The 18,457-nt window shown below is 65.1% G+C and carries 18 protein-coding genes; 11 read left to right on the plus strand and 7 right to left on the minus strand.

Going from position 1 to position 18,457, the window contains the following annotated elements; translation table 11 throughout:
* Positions 1-181: 181 nt before the first annotated feature.
* Positions 182-2,254, minus strand: coding sequence for a TonB-dependent receptor domain-containing protein (locus tag WC585_RS08095; RefSeq protein ID WP_373257202.1), 2,073 nt, complete (start codon positions 2,252-2,254; stop codon positions 182-184).
* A 164-nt stretch (positions 2,255-2,418) separates the two neighbouring features.
* On the opposite strand from WC585_RS08095, the gene WC585_RS08100 reads away from it, so the two are divergent.
* From WC585_RS08100 to WC585_RS08110, 3 genes are all read left to right on the plus strand, one after another.
* Positions 2,419-3,639 carry a patatin-like phospholipase family protein gene (locus WC585_RS08100; protein WP_373257204.1) on the plus strand — a complete coding sequence of 407 codons (1,221 nt, stop codon included), beginning with the start codon at positions 2,419-2,421 and terminating at the stop codon, positions 3,637-3,639.
* Positions 3,640-4,303: 664 nt separating this feature from the next.
* Positions 4,304-4,741 (plus strand): hypothetical protein, encoded by a 438-nt coding sequence (locus tag WC585_RS08105; RefSeq protein ID WP_373257206.1) that lies wholly within the window; start codon positions 4,304-4,306, stop codon positions 4,739-4,741.
* Positions 4,742-4,827: 86 nt separating this feature from the next.
* The gene (locus WC585_RS08110; RefSeq protein WP_373257208.1) at positions 4,828-5,175 is read left to right on the plus strand and encodes an arsenate reductase; all 348 of its coding nucleotides are present in this window, start codon (positions 4,828-4,830) and stop codon (positions 5,173-5,175) included.
* Positions 5,176-5,178: 3 nt separating this feature from the next.
* Here WC585_RS08110 and WC585_RS08115 read toward each other — a convergent pair whose 3' ends face one another.
* The 3 genes from WC585_RS08115 to WC585_RS08125 form a co-directional block, all read right to left on the minus strand.
* Positions 5,179-7,401 (minus strand): glycoside hydrolase family 3 N-terminal domain-containing protein, encoded by a 2,223-nt coding sequence (locus tag WC585_RS08115; RefSeq protein WP_373257210.1) that lies wholly within the window; start codon positions 7,399-7,401, stop codon positions 5,179-5,181.
* A gap of 158 nt (positions 7,402-7,559) precedes the next feature.
* Complete coding sequence (locus WC585_RS08120) at positions 7,560-7,799, minus strand: DUF2188 domain-containing protein (protein WP_373257211.1); 240 nt, start codon at positions 7,797-7,799, stop codon at positions 7,560-7,562.
* Between the two features lie 79 nt (positions 7,800-7,878).
* Positions 7,879-8,709 carry an endonuclease/exonuclease/phosphatase family protein gene (locus tag WC585_RS08125; protein ID WP_373257212.1) on the minus strand — a complete coding sequence of 277 codons (831 nt, stop codon included), beginning with the start codon at positions 8,707-8,709 and terminating at the stop codon, positions 7,879-7,881.
* A 155-nt stretch (positions 8,710-8,864) separates the two neighbouring features.
* On the opposite strand from WC585_RS08125, the gene WC585_RS08130 reads away from it, so the two are divergent.
* The 8 genes from WC585_RS08130 to WC585_RS08165 all read left to right on the plus strand — a co-directional run bounded on the left by WC585_RS08130 (position 8,865) and on the right by WC585_RS08165 (position 15,556).
* Positions 8,865-9,245: a DUF6249 domain-containing protein gene (locus WC585_RS08130; RefSeq protein WP_373257213.1), complete on the plus strand. Its 381-nt coding sequence runs from the start codon at positions 8,865-8,867 to the stop codon at positions 9,243-9,245.
* Positions 9,246-9,270: 25 nt separating this feature from the next.
* On the plus strand, positions 9,271-9,858 hold the full coding sequence (locus tag WC585_RS08135; RefSeq protein WP_373257215.1) for an RNA polymerase sigma factor: 588 nt from the start codon (positions 9,271-9,273) through the stop codon (positions 9,856-9,858).
* Positions 9,848-10,270, plus strand: a complete 423-nt coding sequence (locus WC585_RS08140) for a hypothetical protein (RefSeq protein WP_373257217.1) — start codon at positions 9,848-9,850, stop codon at positions 10,268-10,270. The genes WC585_RS08135 and WC585_RS08140 overlap by 11 nt, the downstream gene beginning before the upstream one ends.
* Positions 10,271-10,339: 69 nt before the next feature.
* Complete coding sequence (gene panB, locus WC585_RS08145) at positions 10,340-11,176, plus strand: 3-methyl-2-oxobutanoate hydroxymethyltransferase (RefSeq protein WP_373257219.1); 837 nt, start codon at positions 10,340-10,342, stop codon at positions 11,174-11,176.
* A gap of 78 nt (positions 11,177-11,254) precedes the next feature.
* Positions 11,255-12,031 carry a tetratricopeptide repeat protein gene (locus WC585_RS08150; protein WP_373257221.1) on the plus strand — a complete coding sequence of 259 codons (777 nt, stop codon included), beginning with the start codon at positions 11,255-11,257 and terminating at the stop codon, positions 12,029-12,031.
* 23 nt (positions 12,032-12,054) lie between these two features.
* On the plus strand, positions 12,055-13,473 hold the full coding sequence (locus tag WC585_RS08155) for a PQQ-binding-like beta-propeller repeat protein (protein WP_373257223.1): 1,419 nt from the start codon (positions 12,055-12,057) through the stop codon (positions 13,471-13,473).
* A gap of 42 nt (positions 13,474-13,515) precedes the next feature.
* A complete protein-coding gene (gene der, locus WC585_RS08160) occupies positions 13,516-15,135 on the plus strand; it encodes a ribosome biogenesis GTPase Der (protein WP_373257225.1) in 1,620 nt (539 codons plus the stop codon).
* A 58-nt stretch (positions 15,136-15,193) separates the two neighbouring features.
* The gene (locus WC585_RS08165; RefSeq protein ID WP_373257227.1) at positions 15,194-15,556 is read left to right on the plus strand and encodes a hypothetical protein; all 363 of its coding nucleotides are present in this window, start codon (positions 15,194-15,196) and stop codon (positions 15,554-15,556) included.
* Positions 15,557-15,584: 28 nt separating this feature from the next.
* Here the strand turns inward: WC585_RS08165 and WC585_RS08170 are convergent, their stop codons facing one another.
* The 3 genes from WC585_RS08170 to WC585_RS08180 are packed head-to-tail and all read right to left on the minus strand — an operon-like array spanning position 15,585 to position 18,454.
* A complete protein-coding gene (locus WC585_RS08170; RefSeq protein ID WP_373257229.1) occupies positions 15,585-16,316 on the minus strand; it encodes an SDR family NAD(P)-dependent oxidoreductase in 732 nt (243 codons plus the stop codon).
* Positions 16,317-16,323: 7 nt separating this feature from the next.
* Positions 16,324-17,829, minus strand: a complete 1,506-nt coding sequence (gene purF / locus WC585_RS08175; RefSeq protein WP_373257231.1) for an amidophosphoribosyltransferase — start codon at positions 17,827-17,829, stop codon at positions 16,324-16,326.
* Positions 17,830-17,860: 31 nt separating this feature from the next.
* Complete coding sequence (locus WC585_RS08180; protein ID WP_373257233.1) at positions 17,861-18,454, minus strand: CvpA family protein; 594 nt, start codon at positions 18,452-18,454, stop codon at positions 17,861-17,863.
* Positions 18,455-18,457 lie beyond the last annotated feature (3 nt).

Here is an 18,457-nt window from a genome sequence, read left to right on the forward strand (position 1 = left end):
GTCGAATTTCACCAATGAATTCAAAAGCGCTGTCCAAGTGACGGTAGCTCGCGCGGTATGGTGCGCGGATGAGAGAAAAGGCGCTGATAAATCAGCGCCTTCTGGTCTATTGAAGGATCGAGTGGGAATAGGCCAACGGCAAAAACGCCCCTGACAGTCGTTGTCAGGGGCGTTTCTGGTTCTAGAAGCGGTAGTTGACGCCAACGCGCAGGTTGCGGCCCGGCCGCGGAGAGATGTCCTTCTGGAAGCTGGCGTGCTCGCGCGCCTCCTCGTCGGTCAGATTGTGCGCCTCGGCGAAGATCGTGACGTTGCGGTCTACGAACGGACGTATGGCACCGCGCAGATTGACCAGGGTATAGCTGTCGGTGGGCAGTTCGAACTCGGTGACCCGGTCCTGCTCTGCGACCTTGCGCACCTCCAGTCCGACGTCGAACAGGCGCGAGGCGTATTCCAGCCCCGCCGTCGCCGACCAGGGCGGAATGCGTGCGGCAGGCCCCAGATCCGTATCTGCCCGTACCCAGTCGGCTGCGCCGGTCAGGGCCAGGCTGCGGTCGCTGGACTGCCACAGGTCATAGCGACCCTCGATTTCGAAGCCGACGAATTCGGCGTCGGTCTGAACATATTCGAAGATCGGCAGCTCGGATTCGATGTCCTCTTCGCCAGTAGGCCGCAGGTCGATGAAGCCATCGTAACTGGCATAGTAGGCGTGCAGGTCGAACTCGAACGGACCGGAGCCGAAGTGTGCCGTCCCTTCGATAGAGGTGGCCACCTCGCTATCCAGGTCGATGTCGCCGATCTCGAAGGTTTCCGTGGCCACGTGGGCCCCCTCTGCGAACAGTTCGACCTCGCTGGGTGCCCGCTCGTTGCGGGCGACGCTCAGACCCAGGAAGACGCCTTCAGCAGGCCGACCGAAAATCCCTGCAGAAGCGGACACATTGGTAAAGTCGCGGTCCGCCGTCACGCTTTCCAGCGAGCGGTTGTCGAGACGCAGCCCGCCTTCGAAGCCGACGCGGCCGCGATCAAGGCGCTGGACGGTGTAGATGCCCTGCTCGCTGATCTGGGTGCGCGGCACATAGGCTTCGTCGCCGATGGCGTCGAAGGTCCGGTCCAGCACTTGGGCACCGATGACGCCCTGCCAGCCATCGCGCTCGCGCTGGATCAGCTCGAACCGGCCCTCGTATCCGTCGGACAGGAACCGGGTGCCAACCTCGTCGCCCTCGAACTCGGTGTGCGTGTAATCGGCATAGCCCGCCGAAAGCCGCGCCTCGCTGAACGGGCCAGAGGCGAAGTTCAGGCTCCCGCGGATGTCATATCGCGTCTGCTCCAGCCCGATCGAGACCGACTCTTCGCCGTGCTCCTCTTCGCCTTCATGATCCTCATCTTCCTCGCCCTCCTCATGCTCGTGCGCATGGCCATGGCCCGGCACGCCGTAGGTGGTCTCGACGCGCTTGACCGAGGCTCCCAGATAGCCGCGCGAGCCGATCCAGCTGACGCCGGCACCGTACTGGTCAAGCTGGACGAAGGTGTTCTCGACCGTGCGTTCGTCGCCGGCGTCTTCGCCCTCTTCCTCCAGGAGGCGTCGGGATTCCGGGAATACCGGCACGTCGTAGTCCGAGGCGTCGCGGGTAAAGCCGTCGATCGTCAGGACCAGGGGGCCGGCGTTCGCCTTCAGCCGGCCACCGAAGCTGGTGCCGTCATCCACCGAGGAATACTGGGCCGAGACATGCCCGTCGAAGCCGCCGGCCGCGCGTTCCGTCGGGATGCGGTCATCGATGATATTGACCACCCCGCCGATGGCCGAGCCGCCGTAGGTGAGGGTGGAGGGGCCGCGCACGATCTCGATGCGGCGCGCCTCGGCCGGATCGACCGCCACCTGGTGATCGGGCGAAACCGAACTGGCGTCGATCAGGCCCAGGCCATTGGTCAGCACCTGGACGCGCGGCCCGGCCAGGCCGCGGATCACCGGTCGGCTGGCCCCCGGCGCAAAGGCGGTGCTGCGGACGCCGGGCAGCCCGTCGACCAGGTCACCGAGCGTGGCGACGGGGGCGACTGCCAAGGCTTCCTCGTCAAGGACCTCGACCGCCAGCAGGCTGGCCCGGTCGGTCACACCGAAGGGCACGCCGGTGACAATGACCTCTTCCAGCACGGTCGGTTCGGTCTGTGCCGGTACCGACTGGGCTGAGGCCGCACCGCCAAGCGCGGCCCAGCCCGTGGCGGCCAGCAGGAGGGTGCGGGTGGAGGGGCGGTGACGCATGGCAAACTCTCTCGGGGAAGGAAGCGATGTGTTATGAAATAACATACCGACCCGTCAAGGCCGCGATCATGACGATCCCGTAATCCGCGAGCTCGCCACAGGTGTGTGATCAAGCCAGTTGCGCTAGAGAGCGTGAGCTTGGTCTTCAGCCTTGGGAGCGGTCGATGTTGAGGATGCTGTCGCGTGGCCTGGGGTTGGGCGCAGTCCTGCTGGCTCTGACCGCTTGCGGAACGATCGAGCGGCCGGATCCGGTGCCGCTGCGCATCCTTGAGGGTCAGCTGGCCCCCACCGTCGATCCGCGCATCCGGGCCGGGGACGAGGACAAGCTGCGCGTTCTGGCCGAGGAGTTCGCGGCCGGTCTGGGCCAAGGTGAAGCCCAGCGAAACGTTCTGGCCCTGTCTGGCGGCGGCGCGAACGGCGCTTACGGGGCCGGCGTTCTGGTCGGCTGGAGCCAGGCGGGCACCCGCCCGCGCTTCGACATCGTCACGGGCATCAGCACCGGGGCCCTGGCCGCGCCGTTCGCCTATCTGGGCTCCGACTGGGACGACGAACTTCAGGCCGCCTATGCCAGCGGTCAGGCCGACGGCATTCTGGGTCCGCGCGGCCTCGCCGCCTTCGTGGCCCCCAGCCTGTTCAGCCCCGGCGAGCTAAAGCAGCTGGTCGATGACAATGTGACGCCCGAGCTGTTGCAGGCCATCGCCGTCGAACATGCCCAGGGCCGCCGCCTGCTGGTCGTCACCACCAATCTGGATGGCGAGGAATCGGTCATCTGGGACATGGGGGTTCTGGCGACCCAAGGCGACGAACAGGCCCTGACGCTGTTCCGTCAGGTGCTGGTGGCCTCGGCCAGCATTCCAGGCGTCTTTCCGCCGGTCATGATCGCGGGCCTGACGGACGGGCGTCTGGTGGAGGAGATGCACGTCGATGGCGGTGTCAACATGCCCTTCCTGGCGGTGCCCGAGGCGATGCTGGGCTGGAACGACCCGGTCCCCGGCGTGGCGGCCTCTCCGGACCGGGCGGCCATCTATGTGCTGGTCAACGGCCAGGTCAGCCGGGACTACAGGGTCGTGCGCGGCCGCCTGCCGGCCATTCTGGCGCGGGCCTATGACAGCATGAGCAAGGCCGCCCTGCGCACCCATCTGGTCGCCAATGCCACCTTTGCCCAGCGCAACGGCGTGGCCTTCCGCGTCGCCGCCATCCCCGGCGACCGCACGGTCTCCAGCCTGGATTTCAGCCAGGAGTCGATGCAGTCCCTGTTCGAACTGGGCCGCGCCAGCGCCGCCGCCGGTCAGGCCTGGAGCGCGATGAACTCCGGTGCGACGGTCTCGGCGATTGCGCGGGATCCGGCGGGGGAAGCGGGTGAAGGATCGGATGAGGCCGAGTAGGGCGGACCGAAAGCGGCGTAGCCGACGTCGTTGAGGGTGGGGAGCGGACCTTGGGTGAAGCAGAGACTGAGGTTTAAGGTTAGAGCAAACCACGCTGGGAAACGAATGACGGACATTTCATTTCGGATGGCGGCAGTTGTCGGCGCAAGTCTCGTCGCCGCCATTTCCGTCAGTGGTTGCTCACCTGAGACCGAGTTGCGCCAAGACGAGCAGTCAGAGTTCTGGAAAGAGAAGGCTGAAAGTTTCGGCCCCCTCGGGCTTCAAGCCTCCATAGCTCAGTCGGGTTCCCAGATTGGCTTGACCGTCAGGAATGTCGCCACTGTGTCCGCTTGTATCAATGAAGCGAGCTGGCCAAGCGGCGAACTAGGATTGGACCATTTTGAGATAGTAGACGGGGGGAGACACGTACCGTACGGCGGCCCGCTTCAAGCCGTTCTGGATAGGAATACGCTGGTTCTTCTGCCCGGGGAAACGTGGACTCTTCATCGGGATTTGTGCACCAGCTATCGCGCGAATTGGACATCCGCAAAAGTTCAATCATTTTGGGCACCATTCTACATCTGTTGAGCAATCGCCGCTCAGCGGATGATATGAAGATCCGCAATGGGTCGAAAGCGGAGGCTGAACTCCGTCATAATAGAAATAGTTGTTGCAGGGAGACGGCATGTTTTGGATTAAGCGGCTAGTCGGCGGCCCACGAACCAAAGCGACAAGCGAAGTGCCGTCTCCGTTTAGTGACGCTAATACTGAACTGGTCGTTAAATTAGCCAAAGTGTTTCTAAGCCATGTTCGCCAGAAGGCCCCTGACTTTGACCGTGCATTTTACAGAGCGGTCATCGAGCCTCAACAACATGGAGGGAGAGCCTCCTATGTGATCGGCGAGCAGGTAACATTGATGGATGCTGTGCAGGAGCGTGCCTTATTCAAGGATTTGCAGGCAATAAGTTGGGAAATTGTAGACCTCATGGGAAAAAATCGAGGTGTTCTGCTCTTGGTCGTCAGCAAGACTTTTGATTACGAGATCAAGTTCGAATGGTCGGATTTAGAACGTTGGAGCATAACCAAATTAGATGGTGGTACGGGCGTCCCGACCGGCGTTTAGGATTTTGCCAGGGCCTAAAGTCTGACTTGGGTCGCGAATAGACAACGGACTTGTGGCGACAACCCTCCCTTGGCTAAGCCATCCACATGACCCCCACACTCTACGGCATCCCCAACTGCGACACCGTCAAGAAGGCCCGCGTCTGGCTGGACCAGAACGGCACCGTCTTCACCTTTCACGACTACAAGAAGGCGGGCATCGACCGGCCCCGTCTGGAGGCCTGGGTGGCCGAGCATGGTTGGGAGACGGTGCTGAACCGGGCCGGGACGACGTTCCGCGCCTTGCCGGAGGCGGACAAGACGGGGCTGGATGCGGACAAGGCCATCGCCCTGATGCTGGCCCAGCCGTCGATGATCAAACGCCCCGTGCTGGATCTGGGCGACCGGACGCTGGTGGGCTTCAAGCCGGAGCTTTATGCGGCGGCGGTGGGCTGATCCCTAGCGAAGCAAGGTGAACTGCGCCGCCTGACCCGTCTGGGCGCTGGCGCTCAGCCAGACGTCGAACAGGCCGGGTTCGGCGATCATCGTGTGATCCGGGCCCATGAACTGCACATCGGCGAACGTCAGTGGCATGGTCACCTCGACCGACTTGCCGGCGGGCACCGTCACGCGCCTGAAGGCCTTCAGCAGGCGCACAGGCTGTGTCAGGGAGGCGACGCGGTCGCGGATATAGAGCTGAACCACCTCGGTGACGTCGCGGTCGCCGCCGTTGGTCAGGGTGACGCTGGCCTCGATCTGGCCGTTCCAGGCCATGGTCTGTGACGACAGCCGCGTCTCGGACCAGTCGATGGGGGCATAGGTCAGGCCGTGGCCGAACGGATAGAGGGCGGCGTGCGGCACCTCGCGGAACTTGGAGGTGAACTCCTGATCCGTCGGCTGGGACGGGCGCCCCGTCGCCTTGTGCGCATAGTAGAAGGGCGACTGGCCCGAACGGAACGGGAAGCTGACCGGCAGGCGGCCCGTCGGCTCGTGATCGCCGAACAGCACGTCGGCAATGGCGTGCCCCGTCTCAGACCCCAGGAACCAGGTCACCAGAATGCTGTCGGCCCCGGCGACCGCGCCCGACAGCTCCATGCCGCGCCCGTTGCGCAGCAGGACCACAACCGGCTTGCCCGTCGCCGCCACGGCCTCGGCCAGGGCCAATTGAGGGGCGGGAATGTCGATGCTGACTCGCGACTTGGACTCGGCCGACATCACCGACGATTCGCCGATGGCCAGCAGGACGACGTCCGCCTCATTGGCAGCGGCCACCGCCGCCTCGATGCCGCCGGGCAGGGGGGCCTCGACGTCAGATCCCTTCACGACGGTCAGGGCATTCGGGTCGCGCAGCGCCTGGCGCAGGCCCTGTTCCAGCGACACCGCCAGATCGGTGTCCTTGAAGATCGACCAGGGGCCGAACACATCGGCGGCATCCGCCCCGAACGGGCCGATCAGGGCGATGCGCTGGCCCGACTTGGGCAGGGGCAGCAGTCCACCCTCGTTCTTCAACATCACGATGGACTTGCGCCCGGCCTCGCGGGCCAGGTCCAGATGATCACGGCTGCCGACCACGCGCCGCTCCACCGCGACGTCCGAGCCGCGATAGGGGTCGTCGAACAGACCCAGCGCCGCCTTGGTCATCAGGACCCGCCGCACGGCCTGGTCGACGCGCGCCATCGGCACCTCGCCAGAGGCCACCAGATCGGGGATGTGGCGCAGATACAGGCCGCTCTTCATCGACATGTCGACCCCGGCCATCAGGGCAATCCGCGCCGCGTCACGACCGTCGGCGGCAAAGCCGTGGGCGACCAGCTCGGCCTCGGACGTATAGTCGGACACCACGAAGCCTGCGAAGCCCCACTCGCCATGCAGGATGTCGGTCAGCAGCCATTTGTTGCCGCTGGTCGGTACGCCGTTCAGGTCGTTGAAGGCGCTCATGACCGACAGGGCCCCGGCGTCCAGCGCGGCCTTGAACGGCGGCAGATAGACCGAGCGAAGCATGACCTCGCTCATGTCGGTGGAGTTGTAGTCCATGCCCGATTCCGCTGCGCCATAGGCGGCGAAATGCTTGGGACAGGCCAATAGGCTGGACCAGTGGGTCAGGTCGTCGCCCTGAAAGCCCTTGGTGCGAGCCGCCGCGAACAGATTGTTCAGCAACACGTCCTCGCCGGCGCCCTCGACCACCCGGCCCCAGCGCTGGTCGCGGGCCACGTCGACCATGGGGGCATAGGTCTGGTGCACGCCCGACGCGCCGCCCTCGACGGCGGCGGCACGGGCCGTGCGCTCGGCCAGCTCCAGGTCCCAGCTGGCACTTTCGCCCAGAGGCACCGGGAAGGTCGTGCGCAAACCGTGGACGATGTCGGCCGCGAACAGCAGGGGAATGCCCAGGCGGCTCTCGCGCACCGCCATGTCCTGGACCAGACGGGTCGTCGCGGCCCCCACGCCGTTGAACAGGGCCCCGATGCGTCCGGCCTTGATGTCCGCCGCCGTCTGCGCCTGATCGCTGTCCAGCCGGTCGCCGGGGTTGACCCCCTCGGGTCGCCAGCGGAACGGGTCGTTCATGAGGTTCAGCTGACCCGCCTTCTCCTCAATCGTCATGCGCGCCATCAGGGCGTCGATGCGATCCTTCGCCTCGGCCTGTTTCGCCAGCGTCATGCGCGGTGCCATCATCAGTCCAGCCATCACGGCTCCACCGGCCAACAGGGATCTCCGCGTCGATGCGGATTGAGACAATGGACGCATAATGTAACCGGTTTCACAATGACAGTGCACACGACTAGCGACAGGACAGGCATACGCCTACCCCCTGAAGGGATGGGGTCGATCACAAGCGGTTGCGATCAACCCTCGACATCGGTGACGGGGCGGTCGTGGCCATCGGCGCGTTCGGTGACCCATTCGCCCGAGGCATTCTCGAACTCGATCACGGCTGTCTGATCCGGAACGCGCTGTTCGCGGGCCACGGCGACGGCGGCGGCGCGGGCGGCGTCATGGCTGGGATAGGTCTCTGAAAAGGTGCCGTTGGACGAATAGGCCCAGCCGCCGTCGTGCTCGACGATGCGATAGGTGACGTGGCTCATGGGAAGCTCCGGTTCAGAAGGGCGGCAGTGGCAGTCTGGATACAGGACCAAGCGCTGTGGATACAGCCCCGGCGCGAAGTCAGCGCAGGCTTATCACGGCGGCGACACCAAAATGATCCGACGGATACTCACCATTCGTCGGCTGATCGCCGATCCTTGTGGCCTGACTGATTGTGAAATGCTCGCGCTCGGCGAAGATGTGGTCGATCTGGCGATTGAGGTGGTTCTTTGCCGGATTGAGCGTAGTCACAACCGCGCCGTGGGGCAGGGCGGTCAGAAGGCGCGGCCCGGTCAACGTCGCCAGTTCCGGATCGGTTTGCTGGGCATTGAAATCCCCCGTCACGATCAGGGGTGTACCATCCTGGGGTAGCCAGGCCATCAGATCGGAAATCTGGCGCGTCCGCACGGCACCGGCGTCCGGTTGCGCGGCCAGATGGGTGTTCACGATGTCGACGGGGCGGCCGCCCAGCGTGACCCGCGCGCGGATCGCGGTGCGATAGTCGTCCAAAGGCTCCAGCTTCTTCCAGTCGTGCTGCAGAACCGGCAGGCGCGACAGGATGGCATTGCCGTAGCGGCGTGGTGCGCCCTCGGCATCGGTGGAAACGAAATGCATCTCATAACCGCCAAGCGCATCGGCAATCGTCTGTGCCTGATTCGGCAGGCCGACGGCGGCGTCCTCCAAGACTTCCTGCAGCGCGATAACGTCGGCGTCCTGTGCTCGCAGATCTGCGATCAGGAGCGCCAGCCGTGCCGGCCAGTCTCCCTGATTGTGCCAGATATTGAAGGTGACGAGCTTCAGCTGACGCTCTGCATGGGTTGTCCCGGGTGCGGGCAGCGAGGCGGGCAGGGGTGCGCAGGCCATAAGGGGTGTCGCGGCAAGGCCGGTCAGCAGAAGGCGGCGATCAATCATAGCGGTCTCCTTTGCGGCTGACCTTGTCCCCGCGTGCAGGGCGCGGGTCAAAAAGAATCTGCGATCGGCTGCATCCGTTTGATCGCCTGCCTGCCTCTTGTTGACAGAAGGACGCGGCGCCACGCTGCCTCCATCATCGAAAGAGAGATTGTCCCATGGACGGAGACGTTCTGATCCCACTGGCGGGTATCTTCATGATTATCGCGGTCTCGGTCGGACCTGCCTGGCTCAAAAGCCGTGATCGGCGAGAAATGCAGAACACACTGCGTGCCGCAGTTGAACGGGGACAACCCCTGCCAACCGAATTGATCGACGCGTTGACCAAGGAACAGGTTCGCAAGCTGCCGTCGGCATCGCGTGATTTGCGGATCGGCGTCATCCTGCTGGCGCTATCGACGGGCATCGCCGCGGCATTCCTTGCGTTGGGTTATGGTGTCGACAACGACGCCAAGTTCGTCGCCGGTTTTGCCGCGATCCCGGGTTCGATCGGCCTGGCCTTCATCGTCCTGAGCTTCTTCAACAAGAACAAGGACTGAGCCGGACGACGGGGGGAGCATCACTATGGCCCAGGCCCGCGATCTGGCCCTGATCGACCGGCACGATGTCGAGCTCGCCGCACTCGCGGCTGCGGGCGGACGGCGAGAGTTCGGCGAATTGGTCCGCCGCCATGGCACTCCTGTGCGTGCGCTGCTGCGGCGGATGGGGGCCCAACCCGCCCTGGCCGACGATATCGCCCAGGACGCCTTCATCCAGGCGTTCCAGCGATGCGGAGAGTTCAGGGGTGACGGCACCTTCGCGGCCTGGATCAAGCGGATCGCGGCCCGCCTTTACATCAAGCGTTGCGTCAAGGAGGCCCGCTATGTCGATGAAGTCACAGACGATGAGGCCATCCATCAGCCCCATCCCGGCGACATCATGGATCTGGACGAAGCCCTGAAAACCCTCAGCGAGCCGGAGCGGCTGTGCGTCTCCCTGTGTCACGGCGCAGGCATGGCCCATCCCGAGATCGCGTCCGCCCTGAATTTGCCACTCGGCACGGTGAAGTCTCATGTCAAACGTGGTCTGGATAAACTCCGCGCGCGGCTCCAGCCGGAACCCGCTCAAAACCAATCCGCTCAAACCCTGGGGAGAGCACAGAATGTCGGCTGACGAGTTCGATCCCTTCGTCGAGCGGCTGTTCTCGCGCACCCCGCCCATGGCTGACGCGGCCCTGTTCACCGCCGGCGTCGAGGCGCGGTTGCAGAAGGGCTCGCGCTTCCGGAGCCTGGCCATCGTCCTGGCGGGCGTGGTCGGTGGTGTGGTAGCCGTTCGGGAAACCGTAAACGTAAATGTGAACCTGGGTGAAGCCAGCGAAGGTGTCGTCGCCGGTCAGGCGCTGGGGCAGGGGATGCAATCCGCATCCATAGGCATTCAGACCGCGGTCGATTCGGCGCTGTCCGGTCTGGGCCTGAACCAGCTGGAACTGGGATCGGTTGGCGGGATGCAGATCTTCTGGCTGGCGGCCGCGAGCGTCATCGCCGTGGCGACGATCAGCGTCGTGCGTCTGTCGCAGGAAGTCTGAGCAGCCTCATTCGCTCGACCTTGCGGGACGCACGGCCTATCTAGGCCGCGAATAGCCAAGGGATAGCCCATGTCCAGTCAGGTCCAGACCCCGATCAAGCGGATTACCGTGCCCGAAATCAGGGCCAGAAAAGGTGGCGAGCCGATCGTTGTCCTGACCGCCTATGACGCGCCGACAGCTGCCCTGATGGATGCGCATTGTGACGTCCTGCTGGTCGGCGACAGCGTGGGGATGGCGGTTCACGGCCTGACCTCCACCGTCGGCGTCACCCTGGAGATGATGATTCTGCACGGCCAAGCCGTCATGCGCGGCGCGAAGCGGGCGCTGGTCGTGATCGACATGCCCTTCGGCAGTTATGAGGCGGGTGTCGAGACAGCCTATGCCAATGCCGTACGCGTCATGAAGGAAACCGGCGCCCAGGCGATCAAGGTTGAAAGTGGCCCCGCGGCCCCCGCCACCATCGACTATCTGGTCAAGCGTGGGATTCCCGTCATGGGGCACGTCGGTCTGCTGCCCCAGTCGATCAATATCGACGGCACCTTCAAGGCCAAGGGGCGCGAGGAGGGCGAACGCGCTCGCATCCTGCAGTCAGCGCGGGATACAGCTGACGCCGGGGCCTTCGCCGTCGTCATCGAAGGCGTGGCGGAAGGACTGGCGCGCGAGATTACCGAGGCGATCGACAAGCCGACGATCGGTATCGGGGCCTCGGCCGCGTGCGACGGCCAGGTCCTGGTGTCGTCCGACATGCTGGGCCTGTTCGACTGGACCCCGAAATTCGTGCGCAAATACGCCGATCTGCGCGGGGTAATCGATCAGGCGGTAGCAACCTATGCCGATGATGTCCGTGCCCGCCGTTTTCCTGCCGAAGTCGAGACCTACTTCTCCAAAAAGCCGGTTTCCACCTGAATGGCCGCGTTGCGGTGGTTGATGCGACACACTAGGGTCGCGCCGGATTGAATTTCAGCGGCTTGGGGCGGTTATTTCGTGGTTGATGTCTTCGAACAGGTCGAGGAGGAGCTTCGCTCCGACCGATACAAGCGGCTGGCCCGCACCTGGCTGCCGGTTGTCGGCGGCGTGCTGCTGATCGCCCTTGTCGCTGCGCTGAGCTGGTGGGGCTGGGACAGCTGGCAGACGTCGAAGGCCGACAAGGCCTCGGTCGCCTATGACCGGGGGCTGGAATCGATGGCCGCCAACAACCCGATCGGGGCCGACGCCGCGTTCGTTCAGGCCGTCAAGGAAGGCAATGGAGCCTACAAGGCCCTGGCCCTGCAACAGCGCGCGCAGATCGCGCTGGATGCCAACCGGATACCCGATGCCATCGCGCTTCTGGACGAGGCCGCCGATGCCACGCGCGATCCCATCCTGTCCGACTTCGCCGCTCTGAAGGCGGCGTGGCTTATCATGGACACCAATGCCTCGCTGGCCGACATCGAAGGTCGGCTGGAGCCGCTGACCGGCGACAAGCGCCCGTATCGCTTCGACGCCCGTGAGGCCTTGGCTATGGCCCGTTTGCAGAATGGCCAGACCGCAGAGGCTCGTCAGGCTCTGGTCCTGCTGAAGAACGATCTCGACACGCCCCAGGCCGTGGGGCAGCGCGCAGGCGTGACCGTTGAAGCCATCGATGCGGGTGTCGCCGCCAACATCAAGGGCATAACCGACCGGATGGCGACCCTGCCGCAGCCTGCTGCCGCCCCGGCTGCTGGCGAGCAACCACAAGGCCCGGCGGCCCCCGCTCCTCAAGCACCTCCGGCCAGCCAGTGATCTCTGTTTCCAGGACCTTGCCCATGAATCGCGTGCTTAAAGTCGCCCTGCTGTGCGGTCTCGCCGTCACCGTCGCCTCGTGCGGCACCGTGCGCCGGGCGCTGCCGTTCGGGCTGGGCGGTTCGGAGCAGCCCGAGGCCGTCGCCAGCGAGGGTGCGCGCATCTCGATCCTGGAGTTCGAACAGCAACTGGCTCCGTCGGCCGCCCTGTCCGGTCGTGACTTCTTCCTGCCGGGGCCCCAGGCCGCAACGGCCTGGACCCAGCCGGGGGGCACGGCCGAGAATCTGGTCGAACATGCCATTGCGGCACCTGATTTCACGGTCGCCTGGCGTCGCAGCATCGGCGTCGGCTCCAGCCGCAACCGCCAGGTCATGGCCCCGGTCATCGCTGACGGGAATCGTATCTTCGTCCTGGATGGGGAATCTTCGGTGGCCGCCGTCGATGCGGGCACGGGCCAGATCGCCTGGAAGACCGATATCAAGCCGCCGGAGGACACGCGCCGCAGTGGCTGGTTCGGGATGGGCGGGCGCTCGGACGGCGGTGGCTTCGGCGGTGGTGTCGCCGCCGGCGCAGGCCGCGTCTTTGTCGCCTCGGGCTATCGCACCGTCACGGCACTGGATCAGGCCACGGGTGCCGTGATCTGGACCACGCCGGTCGATGTGCCGATCCACGGTGCCCCGACATTTTCAGGCGGTCGCGTCTTCGTCGTCGATGTGGAAAATCAGCTCCTGACCTTCGACGCGGCCACGGGCCAGCAATCCTGGACCTTTCGTGGTATCCCCGAACCCGCCCGTCTCATGCGCGCCTCCAGCCCGGCCGTCACCGGCGACACCGTCGTGGCCCCCTTCTCGTCCGGCGAACTGACCGCGTTCCGCGCCTCGACAGGCCAGGCCGTCTGGCAGCACGTCCTGTCGCGTACCAGCCGGACCAGCGCGCTGTCCGAGATCCGCGACATCGCGGGCCGCCCGGTCATCAGCCGCGGCACCGTCTATGCGATCAGTCATTCGGGCGTCCTCTCTGCCTTGGACATCCGCTCAGGCGAGCCGAAATGGGCCGAGCTGCCCATCGGCGGCGTCAACGCACCCCTGCCGGTCGGCGATGTGATCTACGTCGTGTCCAAGGAAGGCGAACTGACCGTCGTCAACCGCGAGACCGGTCAGGTTTACTGGACCCGTGACCTGAACGAAGGTCGCGTGCGTCAGGAGGGGGGCTTCCTGGGCTTCTGGGATCGCACCGTGCGTCCGGTCTGGTCGGGTCCGCTGCTGGCCTCCAATCGTCTGGTCCTGACCAACTCCGATGGTGAGCTGGTCGCCTTCGATCCCAAGACGGGCGTCCAGACTGCCAGCCTGAAACTGGGTGGACCTGCCTATCTGGCCCCAGCCGCCTACAACGGTGCCCTCTATGTTCTTACGGACAAGGGCGACCTGGTCAGCATTCGCTGATCGCCGCTCACGTCTGAGCCCAAACTGCGTTAGAAGGCCGACATGGCTCTCAAAGTCGCCATCGTCGGCCGCCCGAACGTGGGTAAGTCGACACTGTTCAACCGCCTCGTCGGCAAGCGCCTCGCGCTGGTCGACGATCGCCCCGGTGTGACTCGTGACCGGCGCTATGCCGACGGCAACATCGGGGACATGGACCTGACCCTGATCGATACAGCGGGCTATGAGGATGTCAGCGACGACAGCCTCGAGTCTCGCATGCGTGAGCAGACCGAGCTCGCACTGGAAGACGGCGACCTGATCCTGTTCATGATGGACGCCCGCGAAGGCGTGACCTCGCTGGACCGCATCTTCGCCGACCGTCTGCGCAAGGTGCACAAGCCGGTCATCCTGTTGGCCAACAAGTCCGAGAGTCGTGAGAGCGGCGGCGGCATCGGCGAGGCCTACGGCCTTGGCTTTGGCGAACCTGTGGCCATCAGCGCCGAGCACGGCGAGGGCATGGCTGATCTTTACCAGGCCGTCGTCACGGCCAGTGCCGACATCTTCATCGAAGAGATCGACGAACCGGACAAGCCGATCCGCATCGCTATCGTCGGCCGCCCCAATGCGGGCAAGTCCACCCTGATCAACCATCTGATCGGCGAGGACCGCATGCTGACCGGTCCCGAAGCCGGAATCACGCGCGACAGCATCTCCGTAGACTGGGAATACGAAGGCCAGAATATCCGCCTGGTGGACACCGCGGGGATGCGCCGCAAGGCCCGGGTTCAGGAGAAGCTGGAGAAGCTGTCGGTCGCCGACACCATCCGCGCCATCACCTTCGCCGAGGTGGTCGTCCTGGTCATGGACAAGGACAACGCCTTCGACACCCAGGACCTGCAACTGGCCGATCTGGTCGAGCGCGAGGGCCGGGCCCTGGTCTATGTCGCCTCCAAATGGGACCTGGAAGAGAACCCGCAGTCCAAGCTGGCCGAGCTGTCGCGACTGGCCGAGGACAAGCTGCCCCAGTTGAAAGGTTCGCCCTTCATCGCCCTGTCGGCCCATAACGGCCGCGGCGTCGAGCGGCTGATGCCCGCCATTCTTCAGGCGCATGCGACCTGGTCGGTCAAGGTCAAGACCAAGGATCTGAACACCTGGCTGTCGATGGCCACCCAGCGGCATCCGCCCCCCGCCGTGGACGGCAAGCGTATCAAGCCCAAATACATGGCCCAGACCAAGGCCCGCCCGCCGACCTTCGTGCTGATGGCCAGCCGCGCCGAGGCCATGCCGGAGCAGTACAAGCGCTATCTGGTCAACAATCTGCGCGAAAGCTTCGACCTGCCCGGCACGCCGATCCGGCTGATTGTCAAGTCCGGCAGCGACAACCCCTATGCGCCGGGCGGGGCCAAGTCCGGTCCTGAACGCTACAAGGGTGACGCCAAGACGGCCCCGCGCCGGGTCATCAAAAAGGCCGAACGCGAGGCCGCCCTGTCCAACCTGCCCGGCAAGGCACTGGAGCAGAAGAAGTCCGGAGCCAAGCCCAAGCCCCTGTCCGGCCTGAAGGCCAGCGCGTCCAAGAAGGCCGGATCCTCCATCGCCGTTCAAAAAGGCGCGAGGGGCGGGGCCCGTCAGGTATCGCGCTCAGGCCGCATCCGCACAGGTCAAAAGCACGCGCCGAAGAAGTAACTCCCGGTTGACTGGTGCCTCTGGATTGGCACATTAGGCCGGGTTGGGGGATTCAGAAATGAAAGTGGTTTTGGCTCTGGCGACCGGCGTGTTGCTCGCGGGCTCGGCGATGGCGCAGGACGTCGCCTCGGTTGTTACAGCCTGTCCCGTTCCCGAACTTCCGACGGTCGAACGACCAACCAAGCCAGAGCGGCCGGCGCTGCCATCTTGCGTCAACGAGGCCCGCGGCACCCATAACTGCAACAACCGCGTCCTCAACGCTTACGAGACCGCCAATCGTGAATATCAAGCCTCCTTCACCGCCTATGTGGCGCAGGTAAACAGCTATATTCAGAAGTTGCAGGCCTATACTCGGGAGGCTGTGGCCTATGCCGAGTGCGAACGGGATATCGTTTTGCCTTCAACACTGATCAACGGTTGAGTAGGTCCTAGATCAGCGTCTCCGTCTCCTAGCTGGCGCTCCAGTCCCTGAACTTCACCTCCAGCGCCGGTTCGCGATCCCCCCGCGCCAGTTCGACCATCAGCGGGCCGATGGCGGAGGGATGAATGACCGTCTCCGGTTCCTCGCCCGGATAGGCCTGGGCGCGGAGCTGGGTGCGCATGCGGCCGGGATCGACGATGCTGGCGCGGATGTTGGTGCTCTCGATCTCGTCGGCCCAGCATTTCATCAGGGCCTCGGCCCCCGCCTTGGTCGCGGCATAGGCCCCCCAGAAGGCCTTGGGGGCGGAGGCGACGCTGCTGGTCAGATAGATGGCGCGTCCGGCGTCCGAAGCCCGCAACAGCGGCTCCAGCGAGCGGATCAGGCGATAGACGGCGGTGAAGTTGGTCTTCTCGATCTTGGCAAAACCGCGCACGTCGGCGTGAGCGACCGGGGTCAGGCCTTCGGCCCCCATAATCGCCGCCGACTGCACCCAGATGTCCAGCTTGCCGAACCGCTCGAACAGCGCCCCGCCCAGGCGGTCGATCGCGCCGCCGTCGACCAAGTCGAACGGGATCAGCGTCGCGTGCTTGCCGGTGGCGGCGAAGATGGCGTCGTCCAGGTCTTCCAGCCCGCCCTGGGTCCGTGCCGTCGCCACGACGTGGGCTCCCGCCTTGGCCAGGGCCAGGGCGGTCTCATAGCCGATGCCGCGCGAGGCCCCGACGACGAGGGCGATACGGTCTCTAAGAGGCAGGTCGGTCATTTAGGGATCAGGCACTCACCAGCAGGGACAACTGACGCTGGGGCTCTTCCCGGCCACCTTCCTCGATCTCGCGATCCAGCAGGCGGGTGGGGTATTCGCCGGTGAAATAGTGGTCGGTGAACTGCGGCGTCTTGGGATCGCGCGGCCCGGCCTCCATGGCGGCATACAGGCCGTCGACGGACAGGAAGCCCAGCGAGTCGACCTCCAGATGCCGGCGCATTTCTTCCAGCGTCATGTTGGCCGCGATCAGCTGGTCCCGCTCGGGCATGTCGATGCCGTAGAAGTCGGGATACAGGATCGGCGGGCTGGCCGAACGCAGGTGAACCTCCGTCGCCCCTGCGGCCCGCACGGCCCGCACCAGCTTGACGGAGGTGGTGCCGCGCACGATCGAATCGTCGATCAGCACCACGCGCTTGCCCTCCAACACCGAGCGGTTGGGGCTGTGCTTCATGCGCACGCCCTTCTGGCGCGTGGCCTGGCTGGGCTGGATAAAGGTGCGGCCCAGATAGTGGCTGCGGATGATCCCCATCTCATAGGGAATGCCGCTTTCCTGGGCATAGCCCAGCGCCGCCGGAACGCCCGAGTCAGGCACCGGGACGACCACGTCCGCCTCGACCCCATGCTCGCGGGCCAGCCCCTGGCCCATCCGCTTGCGCACGCCATAGACCGAGCGACCGTTCACAACGCTGTCGGGGCGCGAGAAGTAGACGTATTCGAACAGGCAGGGCCGCGCCGCGCGGGTCGGGAAGGGCTTGAGCGAGCGCAGGCCCTTTTCGTCGATGATGACGACCTCGCCATGTTCGACATCGCGCACAAACGTGGCCCCGATGGTGTCCAGCGCGCAGGTCTCGGATGCCAGCACCCAGGCCTCGCCGATCTTGCCCAGCACCAGCGGGCGGATACCCAGGGGGTCGCGGGCGCCGATCATCTTGAACCGCGTCTGGCAGACCAGGGCATAGCCGCCCTCGATCCGGCCGATGGCATCGATGAACCGTTCGACGATCTTGGCCTTACGGCTGCGGGCGATCAGGTGAAGGATGACCTCGCTGTCCGAGGTCGACTGGAAGATCGAGCCTTCGCCGACCAGTTGCTTCCGCAGATAGTGGAAGTTGGTCAGGTTGCCGTTGTGGGCCACGGCGATGCCGCCGGAATCCAGATCGGCGAACATGGGCTGAATGTTGCGCAGGAAGCTGCCGCCCGCCGTCGAATAGCGGGTGTGGCCCACGGCGGCCCGGCCGGGCATGCGGGTGGCCAGGTCGGCCCCGCCGAAGGCTTCGCCCACCAGGCCCATGTGACGTTCGGTGTGGAAGCGGCTGTCGTTGACGCTGGCGATGCCGCAGGCTTCCTGTCCGCGATGCTGGAGCGCATGCAGGCCCAGGGCGACGATGGCGGAGGCGGCGTCTTCGTCGGCGCCCCAGACACCGCAGACCCCGCACTCCAGGCGCAGGGTGTCTTCATCGGCGTCGCGCCAATGTTCGCGGTGGATGACCGGATCGGCGATCAGGTGGCGCATCGTGGGGCTCCGATGACCTGCTGAAACTATATCAGGGGGCTGTGGCCGGGGAGTTAGGCGGGCTTTGCGTCGGGGGCAAGGCTTCATCGTCCGAAAACCCTCTGCTGACAGACGAAGAGACCAGCGGCGTGAGTGTATCGGCCCCCCGGCCGATGCCGGGCAGGATGATCTGGATGACCCGCGCAGCCCCCGCCGACAGCGGCTGTACGGCCGCCTCGGTCAGCCAGCGCGGCGTCCGCTCGCCTGGCATGGCGGCGACCACGACCAGATGGATGGCACCCAGCAGGACCAGCGCCCGCACCGCCCCAATGAAGACGCCAAGAAACCGGTCGATGCCGCCCAGCTGAGGGTGATCCTTGGCCCCCTTGGACAGGGCCGAGCCCGCCAGCCGGATCAGGAAATAGATGAGTACGAAGGATACGATCACGGCCACGATCGATCCCAGCCAGTCCGGATCGATCAGGCCGCGACCGATCGGCGCGGTCACCGGCAGGGCCAGCATGGCGACAAAGGCCGCCAGCACGAAGCTGAACAGGGTGATGACTTCGCGCAGCGCCCCGCGCACCCACCCCGCGCCGGCGGAGATCAGGATGACGATGAGGGCGAGGATGTCGAAACCGGTCACTGG

It is taken from the genome of Brevundimonas sp. (assembly GCF_041648055.1).
In the GTDB taxonomy this organism is placed as follows: domain Bacteria; phylum Pseudomonadota; class Alphaproteobacteria; order Caulobacterales; family Caulobacteraceae; genus Brevundimonas.